The following is a 19,230-nucleotide window of genomic DNA, read 5'->3' as shown; positions in this document are numbered from 1 at the left end:
CCGGTACGGCTCGCAAGATGACTTCACAGCACGACTTCACAACACGACCGCGCATTGCGGTCCATTCGCGGTAGAAAACAGAGACTCGATGTCAGTCGAACGCATTCAACAACACTTCCGCGACAGCGCGGCAGTCAAACTCGAAGCCCTCGAAACCCTGTCGATGCCGATTGCCGCCGCAATCGACACGCTGTTCGCCGCGTTGGCCAACGGTAGCCGCATTCTTGCGTGCGGCAACGGCGGCTCGGCGGCCGGCGCGCAACAATTCGCCGCCGAACTGATCGGCCGCTTCGAGCGCGAGCGCCCGGGCTTGCCCGCGATCGCGCTGAGTACGGATACGTCGGTGCTCACCGCCATCGCTAACGACTATTCATTCGAGCAGATTTTTTCGAAGCAGGTGTGGGCACTCGGCCAGCCTGGCGATGTGCTGCTGGCAATCACCACGTCCGGTAATTCCGCCAATGTGCTGGCCGCGATCGAGGCCGCGCACGAGCGTGAAATGATCGTGGTGGCGCTGACCGGCAAGAGCGGCGGCCGCATGCAGGAAGTGCTGGGCGATACCGATATCCATATTTGTGTGCCGTCCGATCGCACCGCGCGTATTCAGGAAGTGCATTTGCTGACCATCCATTGTCTGTGCGACGGCATCGATGCCATGTTGCTGGGCGAAGACTGAGATTGATTCCGAAGGAGAGCTAGTTGATGAGCGTATTCCGCGTCAAGAAGACACTGGTGAGAACCGTGCTGGTGGTCGGGTTCGCGGCGGGATTGTCCGCGACGTTGCAGGGTTGCTTTCTGGCCGTCGCCGGCGCGGCGGGCGGCGGCGCGCTGGTGGCGACCGACCGGCGCACGCTCGGCGCGCAGACCGAGGACCGTGAATTGCAGGTAAAGGCGCTGTCGCAGATCAGTCAGAACTTGCCCGACAACGCGCACGTCAACGTGACGGTGTTCAATCGCCGTGTGCTGCTGACGGGCGAGGTGGCCGGGGATGTGTCGAAGCAGCGGGCGGAGACCATCGTGCGTGGCTTGAATAACGTCAACACGATCGTCAACGAACTGGCGATCATGCCGGCCAGCTCGTTCTCGTCGCGTACCAATGACACGTACCTGGAAACGCGCGTCAAGACTGCACTGATCGCCGAGAAGAACATTTCGGCGAACAACTTCAAGGTCGTGGCCGAGCGCGGCTCGGTGTATCTGATGGGCCTCGTCACCATGGACGAAGGCAATCGCGGCGCCGACGTTGCGAGCCGCGTGCCAGGCGTGGTCCAGGTTGTGAAGGTGTTCCAGTACATCCAGCCGCAGGAAGCGGCTGCGGCGGCCGCTGCAGCCAGCACTCCGGCAGTCGCCGCGCAGCCGGACGCGAATGCGCCGACCGTCGGTGCGATTCCTGACTCTTCGGTGAGTTCGCGTCCGCTCGAGCAGCAGGCGCCGGCGCCGGTCAGCAACTCGAACTCAGTGCATCCGGGTAATCCGGCAGCGACCACGCCATGAAGCGGGGCGCCACTTTCATTGCCGCAGTGTTGATGGCTAGCGCATTGGGCGGTGCATTTGCGTCTTCAGCGCATGCGGCCGATGCGCCGCGCGGTCAGATCGTTGCTAACTCGAACGCCTGCATGGGATGTCACGCGGTGGACCGCAAACTGGTCGGGCCGTCGTTCCAGCAGATCGCTGCAAAGTACAAGGGCGATGCGCAAGCGCCGGCGAAATTGGCGCGCAAGGTGAGGGATGGCGGCTCCGGCGTGTGGGGCATGATTCCGATGCCAGCGCATCAATCGATGAGCGATGCGGATATCCGTGCAGTAGTGGATTGGGTGCTGGCTGGCGCGCCGCCCAGGTGATGTTTTGCCACGCGTTTTGCCGCCGGGTTTTACCCCTGCGGGGGCTTGGCAAAACGCAAAATGCCTGTGCTAGAATTGTTTGGACGTTGGGGGGGTAGCTCAGCTGGGAGAGCGTCGCGTTCGCAATGCGAAGGTCGGGAGTTCGATCCTCCTCCTCTCCACCAAAGATCACATCCAAGCTTGTCCAGGAAAGTCCAGAAACCCCGCAGCCGAAAGGCTCGCGGGGTTTTTATTTCCACCTCTACTCCCGAAACTCCACCCCATCCAAACGCCTCAATTGCGCAATGTCGCGTAGCGGCGGCGCGCCGAAGTGCCGGCTATATTCGCGACTGAACTGCGAGGGGCTGTCATACCCGACCCGGATCGCCACCGACCCGACATCGCCAGTCTGCCGGAGCAGCAATCTGCGGGCTTCGTGTAGCCGCAACTGCTTCTGATACTGCAGCGGAGTCAGCGTCGTGACGTTCTTGAAGTGATGATGGAGCGACGACACGCTCATGTTCACCGCCTGTGCCAGCGTCTCCATTCGCAAAAGCTCGGTGTAGTGCGTCTGGATCCACTCGATCGCCCGCGCGATGCGGTAGGTCTGGCTCCCGTTCACCGCGACGTGCCGCAGCCGTTTTCCCTGCTCGCTCGTCATCAGCCGGTAGAGCAGTTCCTTTTCGATGAGCGGTGCGAGTACGGGAATGTCACCCGGAGTATCGAGCAATCGTACTAGCCGCAATGCCGCATCGAAAACCGGTGCCGACAACGACCCCACGGCGATGCCTTCGCCTGCCGATGCGGCATCCGGTTCGGGCAGACGCAATTGCGTCGCCAGCTCGACGATGCGCTGTGGATCGAGTGCGAATTTCACACACAGATAAGGCGCGTCGGGCGACGCTCGCGTCACCTGCGACATCACGGGCAGATCGACCGACGTCACGAGGCAATGCAGATGATCGTAGACGTACGCCTGCCCCGCGACCATGACCCGCTTGGCGCCCTGCGCCGCGAACACGAATGCGGAGTTCGTCACGCCGCAGCCGAGATCCACGGGCTGTGAGTAGCGATAGAACGTCAGCGACGGAATTGCCGTCTGGTGGGTGCCGTCGGTGGGCGCGAAGCGGCTGATGAGCGCGGCGAGTTCGCAGCGTGCCGCTTCACGCGCCGCCGAAGGATCGAGCCGGGAGGAGTGCTGTTTCATGCGCATGGAAATCCGTGGACGGAATCGAGCATACCCAACCGCTGCCGGGCAGGTGCGGCTTGCCTGTTGGATTTGCAGAATTGTTCAATAAATTTGCAGGATTGTGTAAGCACAACAGCCGGCACCCGGTACACACTGCCGCGTACACCCGGCGCCAAGTCCGGGCTTTCCCCACGGAGAGGTTCCATGTCTACATCGTTTGTCCTCAACGGCAAGAACGTTACGGTCGATGCCGATCCCACCACGCCGCTCCTTTGGGCAATCCGCGAGGACGCGGGCCTGCACGGCACCAAGTTCGGCTGCGGCATGGCGCAATGCGGCGCCTGCACGGTTCATCTGGAAGGCGAGGCCACCCGTTCCTGCGTGCTGCCGATCGCGGCCATTGCCGGCAAGCGCATCACGACCATCGAAGGCATTGAAAGCCGGCCCGCCAAAGCGATCCAGGCCGCATGGGTCAAGCTGCAGGTGCCGCAGTGCGGATACTGTCAGTCCGGGCAGATCATGTCCGCGACAGCCTTGCTCGAACATAATGCCACGCCCACCGACGCCGACATCGACGCCGCGATGAACGGCAACATCTGCCGCTGTGCGACCTATACCCGCATCCGCGCGGCCATCCACGAAGCCGCTGCCACCCTGAAGGCCTGACCATGACGACCGATCTCGATCTCAAGGATGCGGTACGCCCGTCGCGCCGGACCTTCCTGAAAGCAGCCGGCGCCGTCGCGGCAGTCGGTCTTACCATCGGCTTCGAATGGGCGGGCACGGGCCGCCGCGCGCTCGCCGCCACCATGCCCGACGCGACGTTCGCGCCCAATGCGTTCCTGCGCGTCGCGCCGGACAACAGCGTCACGGTCATTGCGAAGCACGTCGAGATGGGCCAGGGCGCGTACACCGGCATCGCGACGATCGTCGCGGAAGAGCTGGATGCGAACTGGCAGGACGTGCGTGTCGAAAGCGCGCCCGCCGATGCGAAGCGCTACGCGAATCTGGCGTTCGGCACGATCCAGGGTACGGGCGGCAGCTCGGCGATGGCCAACTCGTGGATGCAATTGCGCGAAGCCGGCGCGAAAGCGCGCGCGATGCTGGTCTCCGCCGCCGCCGCGCAGTGGCAGGTGCCCACGTCCGAGCTGACAACGCGCGACGGCAGCGTTCATCACGCGGCCACCAACCGGAGCGCGACCTATGGCTCGCTTGCGTCGGCCGCGGCCCGCTTGCCGGTGCCGGATACGGTTGCGCTCAAGTCGCCGAAAGATTTTCGTTTGATCGGCCAGCAGGTGCCGCGCGTCGATGTGCCAGCGAAAACCAACGGCACCGCGCAGTTCACGCTCGACGTAACGTTCCCCGGCATGCTGGTGGCGCTGCTGCAGCGTCCGCCGCTCTTCGGTGCGACGGTCAAGTCATTCGATGCGTCAGCCGCGAAAGCGGTGCCCGGCGTCGTCTCGGTCGTGCAGGTGCCGGGTGGCGTCGCGGTGGTCGCCAAGGGCTTCTGGGCGGCGAAGCAGGGTCGCGACGCGCTGAAGATCGAATGGGACGATTCGGCGGCCGAAAAGCGCAGCTCGGACGCGATCATGGCCGAATACCGGAAGCTCGCCGAGCAGCCCGGTGCCTCCGCCCGCAAGGACGGCGATGCAACCCAGGCAATCGCGGGCGCGGCGAAGAAAATCTCGGCCACGTATGCGTTCCCGTACCTCGCTCACGCACCGATGGAGCCGCTCGACGCCGTCGTCAAGCTCACTGCGGACAGCTGCGAGATCTGGGCCGGCGACCAGTTTCAGACCGTCGATCAGGGCAACGCCGCGCGCACGGCCGGGCTCGATCCGCAGCAGGTGAAGATTCACACGCTGTATGCGGGCGGCAGCTTCGGGCGGCGCGCGAACACGCGCTCGGACTATATCGTCGAGGCCGTGTCGATCGCGAAGGCGCTGGGTGCGAACGGCACGCCGGTCAAACTGCAATGGACCCGTGAGGATGACATCCACGGCGGTCTCTATCGGCCGATGTACTTCCACAAGCTCGACGCGGGCCTCACCGCCGACGGCAAGCTGGTCGGCTGGCGGCATCGGATTGTCGGTCAGTCGATCCTCGCCGGCACGCCGTTCGCCAGCGTGATGGTCAAGAACGGGATCGACTCGACGTCTGTCGAAGGGGCCGCTAACGTTGCCTATGCGATTCCGAACCTCTCGGTCGAACTGACAACCACGCAAACCGGCGTGCCCGTGTTGTGGTGGCGGGTAGTCGGCAGTTCGCACACGGCATTCGCGGTCGAGGCGTTTATCGACGAAGCCGCGCACGCCGCAGGCAAGGACCCGTTCGCCTTCCGCCGCGACCTGCTCGCGCACGAACCGCGCATGCGGGGCGTGCTCGAACTCGCCGCGCAGAAAGCGGGCTGGGACCCGGCCAAACCGTTGCCGAAAGGTCGCGGGCGCGGCATCGCGGTGGCCGAAGCGTTCAAGACGTTCGTCGCGCAAGTCGCGGAAGTTTCCGTCGACAAGGACGGTAATGTGAAGGTGGAGCGCGTCGTCTGTGCGGTGGATTGCGGCACGCCGATCAATCCGGACGTTATCGCGGCACAGATGGAAGGCGGCATCGGCTTCGGCTTAGGCGCGGCGTTACACAGTGCGATTACGCTGAAGGACGGCAAGGTCGAGCAGAACAACTTCGACGGCTATCAGGTGCTGCGGTTCGCCGAGATGCCGAAGGTTGAGGTGCATATCGTGCAATCGGGCGAAGCACCGACGGGTGTCGGCGAGCCGGGTGTCGCTCCGGTCGGGCCGGCGGTGGCGAACGCGATCTTCGCCGCCACCGGCAGGCGGATTCAGTCGCTGCCGTTTCCTGTCGCTGCAGAAAAAAGCGCTTGACCGGCCGGCGCGAAGACGACGCGCCACGTCATGATGAACTGCGCTTCCCGCGTGCCTGTCATGCGGGAAGCGCAGCACTTTCACGAATCAGAACTTATCCCACCCGTCATCCGCACCCACAGCAGCAAGCGCGGCAACCGGGGCAATCGGTGCAACTGACGCAGCCCGCACAACGCGCTTGGGGGCAACCGCAACCTCGCGCCGCGGCGCTTCCCGCCGAACCGGCGCAGCCGCTGCGGCCGCTGTCGCATGCGGCGCGTCCTTCACCTGAAAAAACGCCACGGCTTCATTCAATTGCTGCCCCTGGTCTTCCATCGAGCGCGAAGCCGCCGCGGCCTCTTCCACCAGCGCTGCATTCTGCTGCGTGACGTTGTCCATCTGGGTAATCGCGAGATTGACCTGTTCGATCCCACGGCTCTGTTCAACGGATGCCGCCGCAATCTCCGACATGATGTCGGTCACGCGCGTGACCGCCTGAGTCACTTCGGCCATCGTCTTGCCTGCTTCGCCGGCAAGCGCGGAGCCATCGCGGATCCGGTCCACCGATGTAGCGATCAGATCCTTGATCTCCTTTGCCGCGCTCGATGAGCGTTGCGCCAGGCTTCTGACTTCGCTTGCGACCACCGCGAAGCCGCGCCCTTGTTCGCCCGCCCGCGCGGCTTCGACGGCCGCGTTCAGCGCGAGGATGTTGGTCTGGAAAGCAATGCCTTCGATGATGCCCGTGATGTCGGCGATCTTGGTCGAGCTGTCGCTGATCTCGTGCATCGTGCTCACCACCTGACCGACCACCTCGCTACCCTTTTGCGCCACCGAAGACGCATTCGCCGCCAGCATGCTGCCTTGCTGCGCGTTGTCGGCATTCTGCTTAACGGTGGAAGTGAGTTCCTCCATGCTCGAAGCGGTTTCCTGCAACGACGCGGCCTGCTGCTCGGTACGCTGACTCAGATCCATATTGCCCGCCGCAATCTGGCGCGCCGCGCCGGCGATGCTGGTGCTGCTGTCACGCACGCGTCCGACGATCGCCGTCAGCCGTTCGTTCATCTCGCGCAGGGCGCTCAGCAGCTTGCTGGTTTCGTCGCGGCCGTCGACGGTGATCTGCGTGCGCAGATCGCCTTCCGATACGGTGCGCGCGACATCGATCGCAAAACGCAGCGGTCCGGTCACGGCGCGCGTAATCATCACGCACGAGCCGACGGCGAGCCCCAGCGCGATGAGGCAGATCGCGATCAGCACGTTGCGCTGGCTTTCGTAGTGAGCCGTGTATTCGTTGACCAGTTGTTCCTGGCGTGAACGTGTGTAGTCGGCATACGCATCGGTCGCGCGAATCAGCTTGGCGAGCAGCGGGCGGCAATGAACGTCCATCTCCGCGATCGCTTCGTCTTTCTTGTTGGCGAGCGCGAGATTGACGATGTTGAGGGCTACCGGCCCATAATCCGCTTCGACCCGGTTGATCTCCGCGACCAGGCTGCGTGCTTTATCCGACGTATCGACCGCGCTCGCGGTCATGTCGTTGAGCTTTTTCAGGTCGGCTGCCACGTCTTCGTGCGCGCGGGTCACATCGGCTTTTTCTATTTCGAGGTCCTGAGGGGTGGTGACAAGTACAAGGTTGCGTGCCGCGATCGCCCTGCGGTCGACGGCGGTTCGAACCTGCACGACCATGTCGGCGCGTGCGTTGATGCCACGTACAAAGTTGGTAAATCCATCGGTCGAATCGCTTAGCGCTTTCAGAGAAAGGCCGGAAACCGCGACGACAATCAGCGACAGCATGCCGAAGCCGCCAATGAGTTTGGTCTTGATGGTGAGGTTTTTTAATGACACGTTTTTTCTCCAATAACGAAACGTTGAAGTGTTCGTAATGGACTCTCAGGTCCGGGCATGGGAGCGTCTATCTGACTGCCGGCAATGCCGGCAGCCCCGCGCGGTTTCTCCTTTGTGCCTGCCATAAGACGCCTCTCGAGAGCGCGTCGAACGTCGGGCAACAAATGGGTATCCCATTTACCGGTTATCGGATCGGATTCTCACGGACTGAAGTAATTGCGGGTATTTCTCTACTCAATTTGCATGCGATGCACGAGGAAGGGGTCTTTTTGCCTGGTTTTGGATATATTTAGGCACGTGATGAAAACATTGTCCTTTCATTGTCATTTCATTTTTCGGCGTGTTTTTTCAGGTAATGGTAGTTTGGCCAGAGCCCGAGCCGCAAAAACGACTTGCATCGGTCAGTGCCTCTAAGTATGATTGAGCAATCACTCATTTATTGTTTGTAGCCAGAACAACCCGTATGGCCCGTCCGAAAAGCGAAGACAAACGCAACGCCATCCTTGCCGCCGCGACGGAGATCGTTGCCGAGCAGGGCCTGGGCGCGCCCACTGCGCGCATTGCGAAACTCGCGGGCGTGGCGGAAGGCACGCTGTTCACCTACTTCGACAACAAGGATGAGTTGCTGAACGAGCTCTACCTGGACATCAAGGCGGACCTGCGCGACGTGATGATGACGACTTACCCGGCGCAAGCCAGCGTGCACGATCGCATGCAGCATGTGTGGAACAAGTTTGTCGACTGGGGCGTGGCCCAGCCGCAAAAGCGCCGCGCCATGGCGCAATTGACTGTGTCGGAGCGGTTGAGCGATTGCACGCGTGCAACGGGAATGGAGTCCTTCGCCGACATCAATGCAATGATTCAGGCAAGCGTGGCGAGCGGCGCCTTGCGTGATCATCCGCCGGCTTTCCTGTCGGCGATCATGGGGGCGTTGGCCGAAACCACCATGGATTTCATCGCTCGCGAACCGGCCAATGCCGACCGTTATCGCAAGGCCGGCTTTGAAGCGTTCTGGCACGCGATTGCACAGGACTAAATTTTTCTGTTTTTTTTGCGATTAATGAGTGATTGCTTGCTCATTTAAATTCAAAGGAGCACACGATGTCGAAGGTCTGGTTGGTTACGGGAAGTGCCCGCGGGCTTGGGCGTGAAATTGTCGAAGCAGCGTTGCGCGCGGGTGAGCGCGTCGTGGCGACAGCGCGCGATCCGCATCAGTTGGCGGAGTTGTTGACGCGCTATGGCGAACAGGTTCGAGCCGTTGCGCTAGACGTGACGGATCCGGCGGCGGCCCGCCACGCGGTGCAAGCCGCCGTCGACGCATTCGGCCGGCTCGACGTGGTGGTGAATAATGCGGGCTTCGGCCATCTGTCGCCGTTCGAGCAAACCACCGAGGACGATTTCCGCGCGCAGATCGATACGAACTTCTATGGTGTGGTGAACGTCACGCGCGCGGCTTTGCCGGTGATGCGGGAACAGCGAGCCGGCCACATCATCCAGATTTCGTCGGTGGGCGGCCGGGTAGGCGTTGCCGGATTGAGTGCGTACCAGGCTGCAAAATGGGCGGTTGGCGGGTTCACCGAGGTCATCAGTCAGGAGCTTGCGCCGTTCGGTGTCCACGTGACGGCTCTCGAACCCGGCGGTATGAAAACAGACTGGGGCACGGGGGCGAGCGCTGCGATGCCGACCTTGCTGCCCGACTATGTGCCGTCGATCGGCGCGGTGGTGGAGATGTTGTCCCATCACATTGGTCATGAAACCGGCGATCCCGCGAAGGTCGCGCAAGTCGTACTGAAGCTCGCGTATCACGATGCATTGCCGGCGCATCTCCTGCTCGGTAGCGATGCCTTGCATTACGCCGGCGAGGCTGACAAGGCGCGCGCCGCTAGCGGCGAAGCGTGGCGAGCGATCAGCGCCGCGACCGATTTTTCCGCGCCGTCGCCGCTGCCGCCGTTTCCCGCTGCATCGGCGAAAGCCTGAACACTGAGCGGGCAGCTCGGATCAAGGTCACCTGAGGGCGAACGACATGGCAAACTGGACCACGGCAGACATTACGCGTCAGATCGGGCGCTCGCCGGGTGACGCTCAATTCTCCCGCAATGCGCAGGACAAAGCAGTCGCCGCGCGCTTGCGGGATGTCTCGGAAGGACTCTGCAACGTGCGCTGGCCGAGCGCGATCGAGGAGCACACGCTATGAAGGTTTTGATATTTGGCGCGACCGGCATGGTCGGGCAGGGCGTCTTGCGCGAATGCCTGCGTGCACAGGACGTCGAGGTGGTGCAGACGGTTGGCCGCACCGGCACCGGCCAGCTCGACCCGCGCCTCGTCGAGCTGATTCAGCCGGACCTGATGGACTACCGGGCAATTGAGGGGGCGTTGACGGGCTTCGACGCGTGCTTTTTCTGTTTGGGTGTGTCGTCCGCAGGCATGCAGGAGGCCGACTATGCACGGCTCACGTATGACCTGACGCTGGCCGCCGCGCAGACACTGGCCCGCCTCAATCCGCAGATGACCTTTGTCTATGTGTCCGGTGCGGGCACCGACAGCACGGAACGCGGCCGCAGTATGTGGGCGCGGGTCAAGGGAAGAACCGAGAACGCGTTGCAGCGGTTGCCGTTCAAAGCGGTCTACCTGTTTCGCCCCGGCGTGATCGAACCGCTGAACGGCGCCCGTTCGAAGACCCGCTCGTACCGCTTGTTCTACGCAGCAGCCGGGTTTGTCCTGCCGATCCTGCGCGCGCTTTTCCCCAACCATATTTTGAGTACCGTAGACATCGGCCAGGCGATGCTGGAGGTCGCGCGTCGTGGCGCGCCCAAAGCGGTGCTCGAGGTGGCCGACATCCGTGCGCTCAGCCGCGCGGCATCCCAGCCGGAGCTCGATTTGCGGGCGGGTTGAGCGAGGGGCGCCGTAACCGCGCTAACTCCGGCGGCCTGTCAGGCCGTTCTCGTCAGAAGACCTTGCCCAGCCTGCCAAAAACCTCCCTTTTCCCTCATTTGATGCGTGTCAGCCTCTGGTAGGCTACTGTTTTCAGGGGACGCGCCCGCCTGGCACGGCCTATTTCTCACGCGCTCAGGCTAGCGCAGGCTCGAACGAAAAGCTCATGGTGACGCGCCGACCCAACATCGTGATTGCAATCAGCATCGTGCTGGCCAGCGCGATTCTTGCGATTGCGGTGTGGGTATTGGCGCAGATGCGCGATGACGCACTGCGCCGCGCGCAGGATTCCGTCTTCAATGTGTCGCTGCTGGTCGAACGCGACGTATCGCGCAATCTCGAGATTTACGACCTGTCGCTGCGGGCCGTCATCGACGGCCTGAAACAGCCAGGCGTGCTGGAATTGCCGCCGAAGATCCGCCAGATGGTGCTGTTCGACGGCGCTGCCAGCGCAAAAGACCTCGGTTCGATCCTCGTCCTCGACCCCGCTGGCAACATCATCTTCGATTCGCAATCCACGCCTCCGCGCCCAATCAATCTTGCCGAGCGCGACTATTTCAAGGTTCAGCGCGATTCGCCCAATGTCGGGTTGTATGTCAGTCATCCGTTCATGCCCAAGGTGACCGGCAAGGACGTGAGCATCGCGCTGAGCCGCCGCATCACGCGGCCGGACGGCAGCTTTGGCGGCGTAGTGGTCGGCACGATGCGACTCACGTATTTCAGGCGCCTGTTCGCCGGGATGAATCTTGGCCCGAGTGGCTCGATGGCGCTGATGTTGAACGACGGTACGATGCTGATGCGGCGCCCCTATGATCCCAATATTATCGGCCGAAGCCTGGTCGGCACCGCGAACTATTCGCGCTTCCTCAAGGAGCCGAGCGGCGATTTCTTCGGCACGGCGGCAATCGACGGTGTCGAGCGCTGGTACGCGTTCCGCCATATCGATATGTACCCGCTGATCCTCGACGTGGCGCTCTCCACCCACGACATCTACGTGGAGTGGCGGCGGCGCGCGTGGATCATCGGTACGCTCATTGCGGCGCTCGACGTGGCGATCATCGCGCTCGCCATCCTGTTCTCGCAACAACTGCGGCGGCGGCGCGCGGCCGAAGAAGAGTTGCGCGAGCTGGCGCGTACCGACGGGCTGACCGGTCTGAATAATCGCCGCTGTTTCGAGGAACACGCGGACGAGGAGTGGCGGCGCGCGCAACGCAATGGCAGGCCGTTGTCCATGCTGCTGATCGATGTCGACAGTTTCAAGGGCTTCAACGATCTATACGGCCACTCGGCCGGCGATGACGCGCTTATTGCCGTAGCGCGCTGCATCGGGCAGAACGTGCGGCGCCCGGGCGATACCGCGGCGCGCTATGGCGGTGAAGAGTTCGCCGTGCTGCTGCCGGATACGGACGAAGCCGCAGCGGCGCGTATCGCCGAGAAAATCCGCGCCGCGGTTCAGGCGCTCGAGCTTCGCCATGTCGCGAGTTCGCACCATGTGCTGACCATCAGCGTCGGCATTGCGTGTACCAGCAGTGAGGTATTCACGACGAGCCGCGCGCTCGTCAACGCCGCGGACGAAGCCCTCTACGAGGCCAAGGACGCCGGCCGCAACCGCGTGCTGTGCTATCCGGTTCCGGCGCGGGCGGATCGGCGCAGCGACGTGATGTCGCCGGCACGATGAGGCCGCGACATTTCATCGGCATGCCGGTCGGTGTAGCGCGTCCAGTGCGGGCGGCGGCACCCCTGGGCGGATAACGCATCCCGTAGCGCACGCGCGACTCGATAAATTTCACCCGGGTAAATTATTGCATTTAATTTATACCCGGATATAATTCGACAAATTCATTTTCTCGGAGTTTGTCATGACCCCCTATCCTGCTACCTGCATCGCCTTCGAGGGGCACCGACGTATCGCCTCGGGCACACCGCCCGAGGTGGCGCTTGCCGTGCGAGAGGTGCTGGCGCGTGGCGAACGGGCGCCTGTGCTGATTTTCGACACGGTCACGAGTCGCCCGGTCGAGTTTGATTTGCGCGGCACGCCTGAAGAGATTCTTGCCCGGCTGGCAAGTCAGGCGCCCGTCGGGCAGCCCGCACCAATCGCCGACGCGGGAGAAGACGACACTCCGCGTGGCCGTGGCCGGCCCAAGCTTGGTGTGGTGGCGAGGGAGGTCACGCTGCTGCCGCGTCATTGGGACTGGCTCAACGGGCAATCGGGGGGCGCTTCGGTCGCGCTGCGCAAACTCGTTGAAGCGGCGCGGCTGGCGGGCGAGGACAAGGACCGCAAACGTGCGGCGCAAGAATCGGTGTATCGCTTCATGACCGCGCTCGCCGGCAATCTGCCTGCTTACGAAGATGCCACGCGCGCGCTCTATGCCGACGATCAGGTGCGTTTTGACGATATCGTCGCCGCGTGGCCAGAGGATGTGCGTGACCACACGCTCTGTCTTGCCGCTGATGCATTCGTCAGGCATCCGTAGATTCGAACGTGCACTGATGGGTGCATGGCTAACGACACCTGTAGACGAAATGCGGACAAAAAAAACCGCTCACGCCGGGGAGCGTGAGCGGAAAGTCGGAGAGTTACAACAACATCGCGTGCGCTCATGGGGGCGAACGCAGCAAAGAAAGTCTAAGGGTTGAACCGCCTCCCATATATCAGACAAATCCCAATCGCGGGCTTGCTGCGCGACGCGCATGGCGTAGCGATCCGGCCCCGCGCGTCGACCTTTCCTTACATCATCCTGTCCCGGTTATTCCCGCCATTTATCGTGTCAAGTCTCTGTCATGGACGCCGTAAAAAGAGGTGACAGCGTCGCCACGTATCCGGAAAAACGCGAAATGTGTCGCGGTGGCACGAAGGCGCGAATGTCCCCCAAGGGCTTATGAAGGATGGTGAGATGAAGTGGTTCGACCGCATGACCGTATTCAGGAAACTGCTGTTGGCATTTGCCGTGGTGATCGGGTTTTGTCTTGTGATCGGCGGGACTTCGCTGAAGACGCTGTCGTCGATGCATGACATTACCAACGCCATCTGCGACCAGCATATGAATGGCCTCTACTGGATGGAAGAGGCGAACCGCCACAAGATCGATTCCGATCTTGCCGCCGCGAATCTCGGCTATGCAGCCGACGACGCCGGTCGTCAAAAGTTGAAGGACGGTATCGTCGCCTCGCTCAAGGAGATGCACGCGGCCTACGACCAGTATCGCCCTACGATCGCGACCAGCAAGGGCCAGGAAATGTTCGACGACGTGTTGCGCAAGTCGGCCGTCTGGGAAGGCATCGTGCATCAGCAGATCGGACTTGAACCGATTCCGGCCGGCGTCGACAACAACGAACTCGTGCGTCGCGCGATTGCGTCGAGCGAGGCGCTGCGCGATCGCATTGCAACGCTGATCGACTACCGCCGTCAGCAAGCCACCGACGCTCAACAGGAGGCGAGTGCGGACTATCGGCACATGCGCATCGTGATGCTCGCGCTGGTGCTGAGCGCGATCGCGGCAGGCGCCGTGCTCGCGATGGTGATCGCGCGGCGACTCGCGCGTCAACTCGGCGGCGAACCCCATTACGCGATGCACATCGCCAATCGCATCGCCGATGGCGACCTGAGCGTGCGCGTCGACACGCGTGCGGGCGACACCGACAGCATGCTGTTCGCACTGCGCAACATGCGTGAGCGGCTGGCGGGCATCGTCTCGGGTATCAGCGAATCGAGCGAGTCGATCCTGATGGCCTCGGGCGAAATCGCGCAGGGCAACACCGACCTGTCGCAACGCACCGAAGAGCAAGCGGCCGCCTTGCAGCAAACCGCGTCGAGCATGCAGGAATTGACGTCGACAGTGAAGATGAATGCCGAGAACGCGCAGCAGGCGGGGGGCGTCGCGCATGGCGCGTCGGAGGTGGCGGCGCGCGGCAGCAGCCTGGTCGGCGACGTGGTCGAAACGATGCGCGAGCTGGCGGCGGGTTCGAAGCGCATGACCGACATCATCGCGGTGATCGAAGGCATCGCGTTCCAAACCAATATTCTCGCGCTGAACGCTGCGGTCGAAGCGGCGCGCGCCGGCGAACAGGGCCGCGGCTTTGCGGTGGTGGCGGGGGAAGTGCGGTCATTGGCGCAACGCAGTGCGGTGTCGGCCAAGGAGATCAAGGAACTGATCGAGAGCTCGACGGCGCGCGTAGGCAGCGGCGCCGAACTGGCCGAGCGGGCCGGCCGAACGATGGCCGAAGTCACGCATGCGGTGAAACGGGTGACTGACATCATGGGCGAGATTTCGTCGGCGTCGCAGGAGCAGAGCACCGGCATCGAGGAAGTGAATCGCGCCGTTGCGCAAATGGACGACGTGACCCAGCAGAACGCTGCGCTGGTGGAACAGGCGGCAGCCGCTGCGGCGTCGATGGCGGATCAGGCGAGGCAGTTGCAGGCGGCGGTCACGGTGTTCTCGCTGGACGCGCGGCACGGCTGATTCACGTGATGATTCTCTGAGGCGAGGTCTTCACGCTGTGCCCTCACGCGATCGTGGCGTTCGTCATGCGCTCGTGCGCGGCGGAGCGGCCTATTTTGCCGCCCTTGCCAGGCCTGGTCGCTCTCCGTACACTCGCGCGTAATTCACCGACGGCGCATATCCCGGCGCCGTCCACCATAACGCCGATAGAGGAGAACCCCCGCCATGGCCGATTCTTACTTCCCACGCTGGCGTGTCCAGCCGAACGCGGCCGAGGGCCGCATTGTCGGCACTGACGAGCGGCTCGCGTGGCCGCAGATGTTGGCGATGGGCATTCAGCACGTTGTCGCGATGTTCGGTTCGACCGTGCTTGCGCCATTGCTGATGGGCTTCGATCCGAATCTGTGCATCTTCATGTCGGGGATCGGCACGTTGTTGTTCTTCGTGCTGGTGGGTGGGCGCGTACCGAGCTACCTCGGTTCGAGCTTCGCGTTCATCGGCCTGGTGATCGCCGTGACGGGGTATGGCGGGCACGGTCCGAACCTGAACATTCCGGTCGCGTTGGGCGGGATCATTGCGTGCGGCGCGGTGTACTCGGTCATTGGTTTGATCGTGTCGGCGATCGGCACGAAGTGGATTGAAACGTTGATGCCGCCGGTCGTGACTGGGGCGATCGTCTGCGTGATCGGCTTGAACCTTGCGCCGATCGCGGTGCATGGCGTGAGCGGCAGCAACTTCGACTCGTGGATGGCGCTGGTGACGGTGCTGTGCGTTGGCGCGGTTGCGGTGTTTGCGCGTGGCATGCTGCAGCGATTGTTGATTCTGGTGGGATTGCTGATGGCGTATGTGATTTACGCGATCGTCACGAATGGCCTCGGCATGGGTAAGCCGATCGACTTCGCGATTGTGGCGAACGCAGCGTGGTTTGGGATGCCGCACTTTACTGCGCCGGTTTTCGACATGCGGGCGATGACTTTGCTTGCACCGATTGCGGTGATTCTTGTTGCTGAGAATCTTGGGCACATCAAGGCGGTGAGCGCGATGACTGGGCAGAACCTCGACCGTTATGTTGGCCGCGCATTTCTCGGCGACGGACTGGCGACGATGCTGTCGGGTTTTGCCGGTGGCACTGGGGTGACGACGTATGCCGAGAATATTGGCGTGATGGCTGTGACCAGGATTTATTCGACGCTGGTGTTTGTGATTGCTGCGGTGATTGCGCTTGTGCTTGGGTTCTCGCCGAAGTTTGGCGCGGTGATCCAGACCATTCCCGGACCTGTTCTGGGTGGGGTGTCGATTGTTGTGTTTGGGTTGATTGCCGTGACCGGTGCACGGATCTGGGTCGTCAATAAGGTGGATTTTTCCGACAATCGGAATCTGATTGTCGCGGCGGTGACGCTTGTGCTTGGGGCTGGGGATTTTTCTTTGAAGCTTGGCGGTTTTGGGTTGGGGGGGATTGGGACTGCGACGTTTGGGGCGATTATTCTTTACGCTCTTTTGAGGAGGAAACCGGCGCAGGGGCCGGTGGCTTGAAGGTTTTGGGTTTGGTTTTGGCCGTTCGGCGGGTTTGTTGTTGATCTGGATTTTTTGGCGGTGCCTTCCTGGGTTCGTGGTTTGTTCTGTTGTTGGTCTTTTTGGCCTTTCCTTGAATTGTTAGTGGTCTATTAGCGTTGCCCCTGTGCGGGGCGGCACCTACTTTTCTTTGCCGGCCGCAAAGAAAAGTAGGCAAAAGAAAGCGGCTCAAACCGCTAGCTCATAAGCGGGTCCCCCGCGCAGCCACGGTAGTGGTGCATCTGGAATCCGTCGCCTCGCGCATTCGGCGTTAGTGACAAGGCCGTCATACCTCCGGCGGCGCTACGCGCGCCGATACCCAATTCCAAAAACCATCAGGTATGCAAAGCGTTGGCCAGGTTTCCCAGGCAGACCCGTCCGCGACGCACGCAGTGCGGAGTGGGAGCTGATGAGCGCCTTGTCGCTGACGCGGAGTGCGCGGGAACACGGATTCCAGATGCACCACTACCGCTACTGTGCGGGGGACCCGCTTAAAAATTAGCGGTGTGAGCCGCTTTCTTTTGCCTACTTTTCTTTGCGGCAGGCAAAGAAAAGTAGGTGCCGCCCCGCACAGGGGCAACGCTAATAGACCACTAACAATTCAAGGAAAGGCCAAAAGACCAACACCAGAACAGACCACTACAACAAGGCAACACCCAGAATCCAGACCAAAACCAAAACCTTCATTTCCTCCGCACAGTAAGTGCGGTCTCAGCCAGATCCACCTCCCGCATGAGCTTATTCAAAGTCTCATCATTAATCTGCTGAGAATTCCGCAGCGCAAGCAGCGCCTTCCTCTCCGCCCGCATAGCCGCCAACTTCATCCGGAACTCCAGCGCATCGGCACGGCGCGCCAACTCCCGTGGCTCCTGCTCCTCATCGAGCGTCGCGAGCCGCCGTCGATACACATCCATCACCCTCGCGGTGACATCCGCGGCATACGCGGATGCCGACTCATCGAGATCCGCGCACTGAGTATCGTGCACCTCATCGACAGCACGGATCGCCGCCTGGGCCGCCGCCGTGCGTGCCATCGCCTCCTCCGCAGCATGCGGATCCTTGCCGCGCCGCCAACCCCGCAACAACAGCGGCAACGCTACCACCGCCACCAGCAGCGATAAAAGTATCACCCCCGACGCAATGAAAATCGCCAGATCCCGCCCCGGCAGCGGCGCGCCGCCAGGCAACACCTCAGGCAAAGACAACACACCCGCCAGCGTCACCGCGCCACGTACGCCGGCCACTGTCGTCACGGTCACCGTGCGCAAGCCAGGGACGGCGTTCGCCACACCGTGTTTCGCCGCACCGCGGCTCGCGAACCAGCGCAATAGCCACACCCACACGAAGCGCATCGCGTACAGTGCCGCCGCCACCGCGGCAATGTAGCCAATCAGCAAACCCACCTGCGCGTCGCTAGTCTCGTGCGCGTCGAGCAGCGCACGGCCAAGAATGTGCGGGAACTGCAACCCCAGCAGAATGAACACCATGCCGTTGAAGACGAATTCGATCATCGTCCACGTACTGCTCGCCCGCACGCGCGACGACACCGGCCCGACGTTCACTATGCTCGCGTAATTCATCATCATGCCGGCCGCGACCGCAGACAGAATGCCCGACAATTCGAAGCGCTCGGCAATCAGATACGCAGCGAACGGAATCAGCAACGTCATCACGACGCCCGGCGCCGGATCGCCTTCTTCATTAAGACTCAGAAAGCGCGCCGATACGAAGCTGAACGCCCAGCTCACCGCCGCACCCGTCGCCAGGCCGCCCACCGCGATGATCACGAAGCTGATCGACGCGTCGCGCAACGAAAACACGCCGGTCAGCGCCGCGGCAATCGCGAACTTCAACGCGACCAGGCCCGACGCGTCGTTCATCAACGCCTCGCCTTCGAGAATATGCATCAGCCGCCCGGGAATCCTGCCCTTGCCGGCAATACCGCTGAGCGCAACGGCATCGGTCGGCGACAACACCGCAGCAAGCGCGAAGGCGACCGGCAGCGGGATCGACGGCACCAGCGCATGCACGAAGTAGCCGACGGCCAGCACCGTCATGAAAACCAGCCCGAGGGCCAGCATCAGAATCGAACGGCGCGCCATGAATAATTCGCGCTTGGGAATGCGCCATCCGTCCGCGAACAGCAGCGGCGGAATGAACAGCATCATGAAAATTTCCGGATCGAAGGTGACGTGCAGTCCAAACCTCGGCCATGCGAGCAAAGCGCCGATCGCGATCTGAACGAGTGGCAACGGCAACGCAATCGGCAGCATCCGGATAAAGATGCCGGAAGCAGAGACGGCGAGCAAAAGAATCAGTACGGTAAAGACAATATCCATCGGTCTATTTCTGAAGATATAGCGGTGCCGCCTCGGCGAACATTGGCGATGTCACCGCAACCCGGCCACAAGGCGTGCGTGAGAGATAAGACGTGAGACGCAAGACGCAAGGCCGAAGTTTAGCCCGATGATGCGACACCCCCTCGTCAACCCTGCAAGCCCCAGCGCCCTCATCCGGCCAGTCCCCGTGCGCGTCGGCGGCCGGCATCCCGTCAACGCGATGCACCTGAACGGTGCGCGTCACGCCCGCGAGCGGCGCATCGT

Annotated in this window: 16 protein-coding genes and 1 tRNA gene; 14 read left to right on the top strand and 3 right to left on the bottom strand. The window is 62.3% G+C overall.

Features of this window, described 5'->3' with window-relative positions; translation table 11 throughout:
- The first annotated feature begins 88 nt into the window (after positions 1-88).
- The 4 genes from HWX91_RS04635 (at position 89) to HWX91_RS04620 (ending at position 2,005) form a co-directional block, all read left to right on the top strand.
- Complete coding sequence (locus HWX91_RS04635; RefSeq protein ID WP_028197791.1) at positions 89-676, top strand: phosphoheptose isomerase; 588 nt, start codon at positions 89-91, stop codon at positions 674-676.
- A gap of 26 nt (positions 677-702) precedes the next feature.
- A complete protein-coding gene (locus tag HWX91_RS04630; RefSeq protein ID WP_028197792.1) occupies positions 703-1,494 on the top strand; it encodes a BON domain-containing protein in 792 nt (263 codons plus the stop codon).
- Entirely contained in the window at positions 1,491-1,841 is a 351-nt protein-coding gene (locus HWX91_RS04625) for a c-type cytochrome (protein WP_028197793.1), read from the top strand. The genes HWX91_RS04630 and HWX91_RS04625 overlap by 4 nt, the downstream gene beginning before the upstream one ends.
- 88 nt (positions 1,842-1,929) lie before the next feature.
- Positions 1,930-2,005, top strand: a tRNA-Ala gene (locus HWX91_RS04620).
- Positions 2,006-2,082: 77 nt separating this feature from the next.
- Here HWX91_RS04620 and HWX91_RS04615 read toward each other — a convergent pair.
- Entirely contained in the window at positions 2,083-3,027 is a 945-nt protein-coding gene (locus HWX91_RS04615; protein ID WP_042275680.1) for an AraC family transcriptional regulator, read from the bottom strand.
- Between the two features lie 186 nt (positions 3,028-3,213).
- Between HWX91_RS04615 and HWX91_RS04610 the strand changes: the two genes are divergently transcribed.
- Both HWX91_RS04610 and HWX91_RS04605 read left to right on the top strand, forming a co-directional pair.
- Complete coding sequence (locus HWX91_RS04610; RefSeq protein ID WP_028197795.1) at positions 3,214-3,675, top strand: (2Fe-2S)-binding protein; 462 nt, start codon at positions 3,214-3,216, stop codon at positions 3,673-3,675.
- Between the two features lie 2 nt (positions 3,676-3,677).
- Positions 3,678-5,888 (top strand): xanthine dehydrogenase family protein molybdopterin-binding subunit, encoded by a 2,211-nt coding sequence (locus HWX91_RS04605; protein WP_028197796.1) that lies wholly within the window; start codon positions 3,678-3,680, stop codon positions 5,886-5,888.
- Between the two features lie 87 nt (positions 5,889-5,975).
- Here HWX91_RS04605 and HWX91_RS04600 read toward each other — a convergent pair whose 3' ends face one another.
- Complete coding sequence (locus HWX91_RS04600; protein ID WP_028197797.1) at positions 5,976-7,706, bottom strand: methyl-accepting chemotaxis protein; 1,731 nt, start codon at positions 7,704-7,706, stop codon at positions 5,976-5,978.
- Positions 7,707-8,169: 463 nt separating this feature from the next.
- On the opposite strand from HWX91_RS04600, the gene HWX91_RS04595 reads away from it, so the two are divergent.
- The 8 genes from HWX91_RS04595 to HWX91_RS04560 all read left to right on the top strand — a co-directional run bounded on the left by HWX91_RS04595 (position 8,170) and on the right by HWX91_RS04560 (position 16,609).
- Entirely contained in the window at positions 8,170-8,742 is a 573-nt protein-coding gene (locus HWX91_RS04595) for a TetR/AcrR family transcriptional regulator (RefSeq protein WP_028197798.1), read from the top strand.
- A gap of 65 nt (positions 8,743-8,807) precedes the next feature.
- Positions 8,808-9,683 carry an SDR family NAD(P)-dependent oxidoreductase gene (locus tag HWX91_RS04590; RefSeq protein ID WP_028197799.1) on the top strand — a complete coding sequence of 292 codons (876 nt, stop codon included), beginning with the start codon at positions 8,808-8,810 and terminating at the stop codon, positions 9,681-9,683.
- A 46-nt stretch (positions 9,684-9,729) separates the two neighbouring features.
- On the top strand, positions 9,730-9,900 hold the full coding sequence (locus HWX91_RS04585; RefSeq protein ID WP_174459548.1) for a hypothetical protein: 171 nt from the start codon (positions 9,730-9,732) through the stop codon (positions 9,898-9,900).
- The gene (locus tag HWX91_RS04580) at positions 9,897-10,598 is read left to right on the top strand and encodes an NAD(P)H-binding protein (RefSeq protein ID WP_028197800.1); all 702 of its coding nucleotides are present in this window, start codon (positions 9,897-9,899) and stop codon (positions 10,596-10,598) included. Before HWX91_RS04585 ends, HWX91_RS04580 begins: the two co-directional genes overlap by 4 nt.
- A gap of 205 nt (positions 10,599-10,803) precedes the next feature.
- On the top strand, positions 10,804-12,315 hold the full coding sequence (locus HWX91_RS04575; protein ID WP_030100029.1) for a sensor domain-containing diguanylate cyclase: 1,512 nt from the start codon (positions 10,804-10,806) through the stop codon (positions 12,313-12,315).
- Between the two features lie 181 nt (positions 12,316-12,496).
- Positions 12,497-13,111: a DUF2239 family protein gene (locus tag HWX91_RS04570; protein ID WP_028197801.1), complete on the top strand. Its 615-nt coding sequence runs from the start codon at positions 12,497-12,499 to the stop codon at positions 13,109-13,111.
- Positions 13,112-13,531: 420 nt separating this feature from the next.
- Positions 13,532-15,097, top strand: a complete 1,566-nt coding sequence (locus HWX91_RS04565) for a methyl-accepting chemotaxis protein (protein ID WP_028197802.1) — start codon at positions 13,532-13,534, stop codon at positions 15,095-15,097.
- Positions 15,098-15,301: 204 nt separating this feature from the next.
- The gene (locus tag HWX91_RS04560) at positions 15,302-16,609 is read left to right on the top strand and encodes a solute carrier family 23 protein (protein ID WP_028197803.1); all 1,308 of its coding nucleotides are present in this window, start codon (positions 15,302-15,304) and stop codon (positions 16,607-16,609) included.
- Between the two features lie 701 nt (positions 16,610-17,310).
- Here HWX91_RS04560 and HWX91_RS04555 read toward each other — a convergent pair.
- On the bottom strand, positions 17,311-18,966 hold the full coding sequence (locus tag HWX91_RS04555; RefSeq protein WP_028198926.1) for a Na+/H+ antiporter: 1,656 nt from the start codon (positions 18,964-18,966) through the stop codon (positions 17,311-17,313).
- Positions 18,967-19,230: the final 264 nt, after the last annotated feature.

Origin of the sequence: Paraburkholderia fungorum (genome assembly GCF_902833645.1) — a bacterium.
Classification (GTDB): domain Bacteria; phylum Pseudomonadota; class Gammaproteobacteria; order Burkholderiales; family Burkholderiaceae; genus Paraburkholderia; species Paraburkholderia fungorum.
This window is presented reverse-complemented; position numbering and strand designations above follow the sequence as displayed.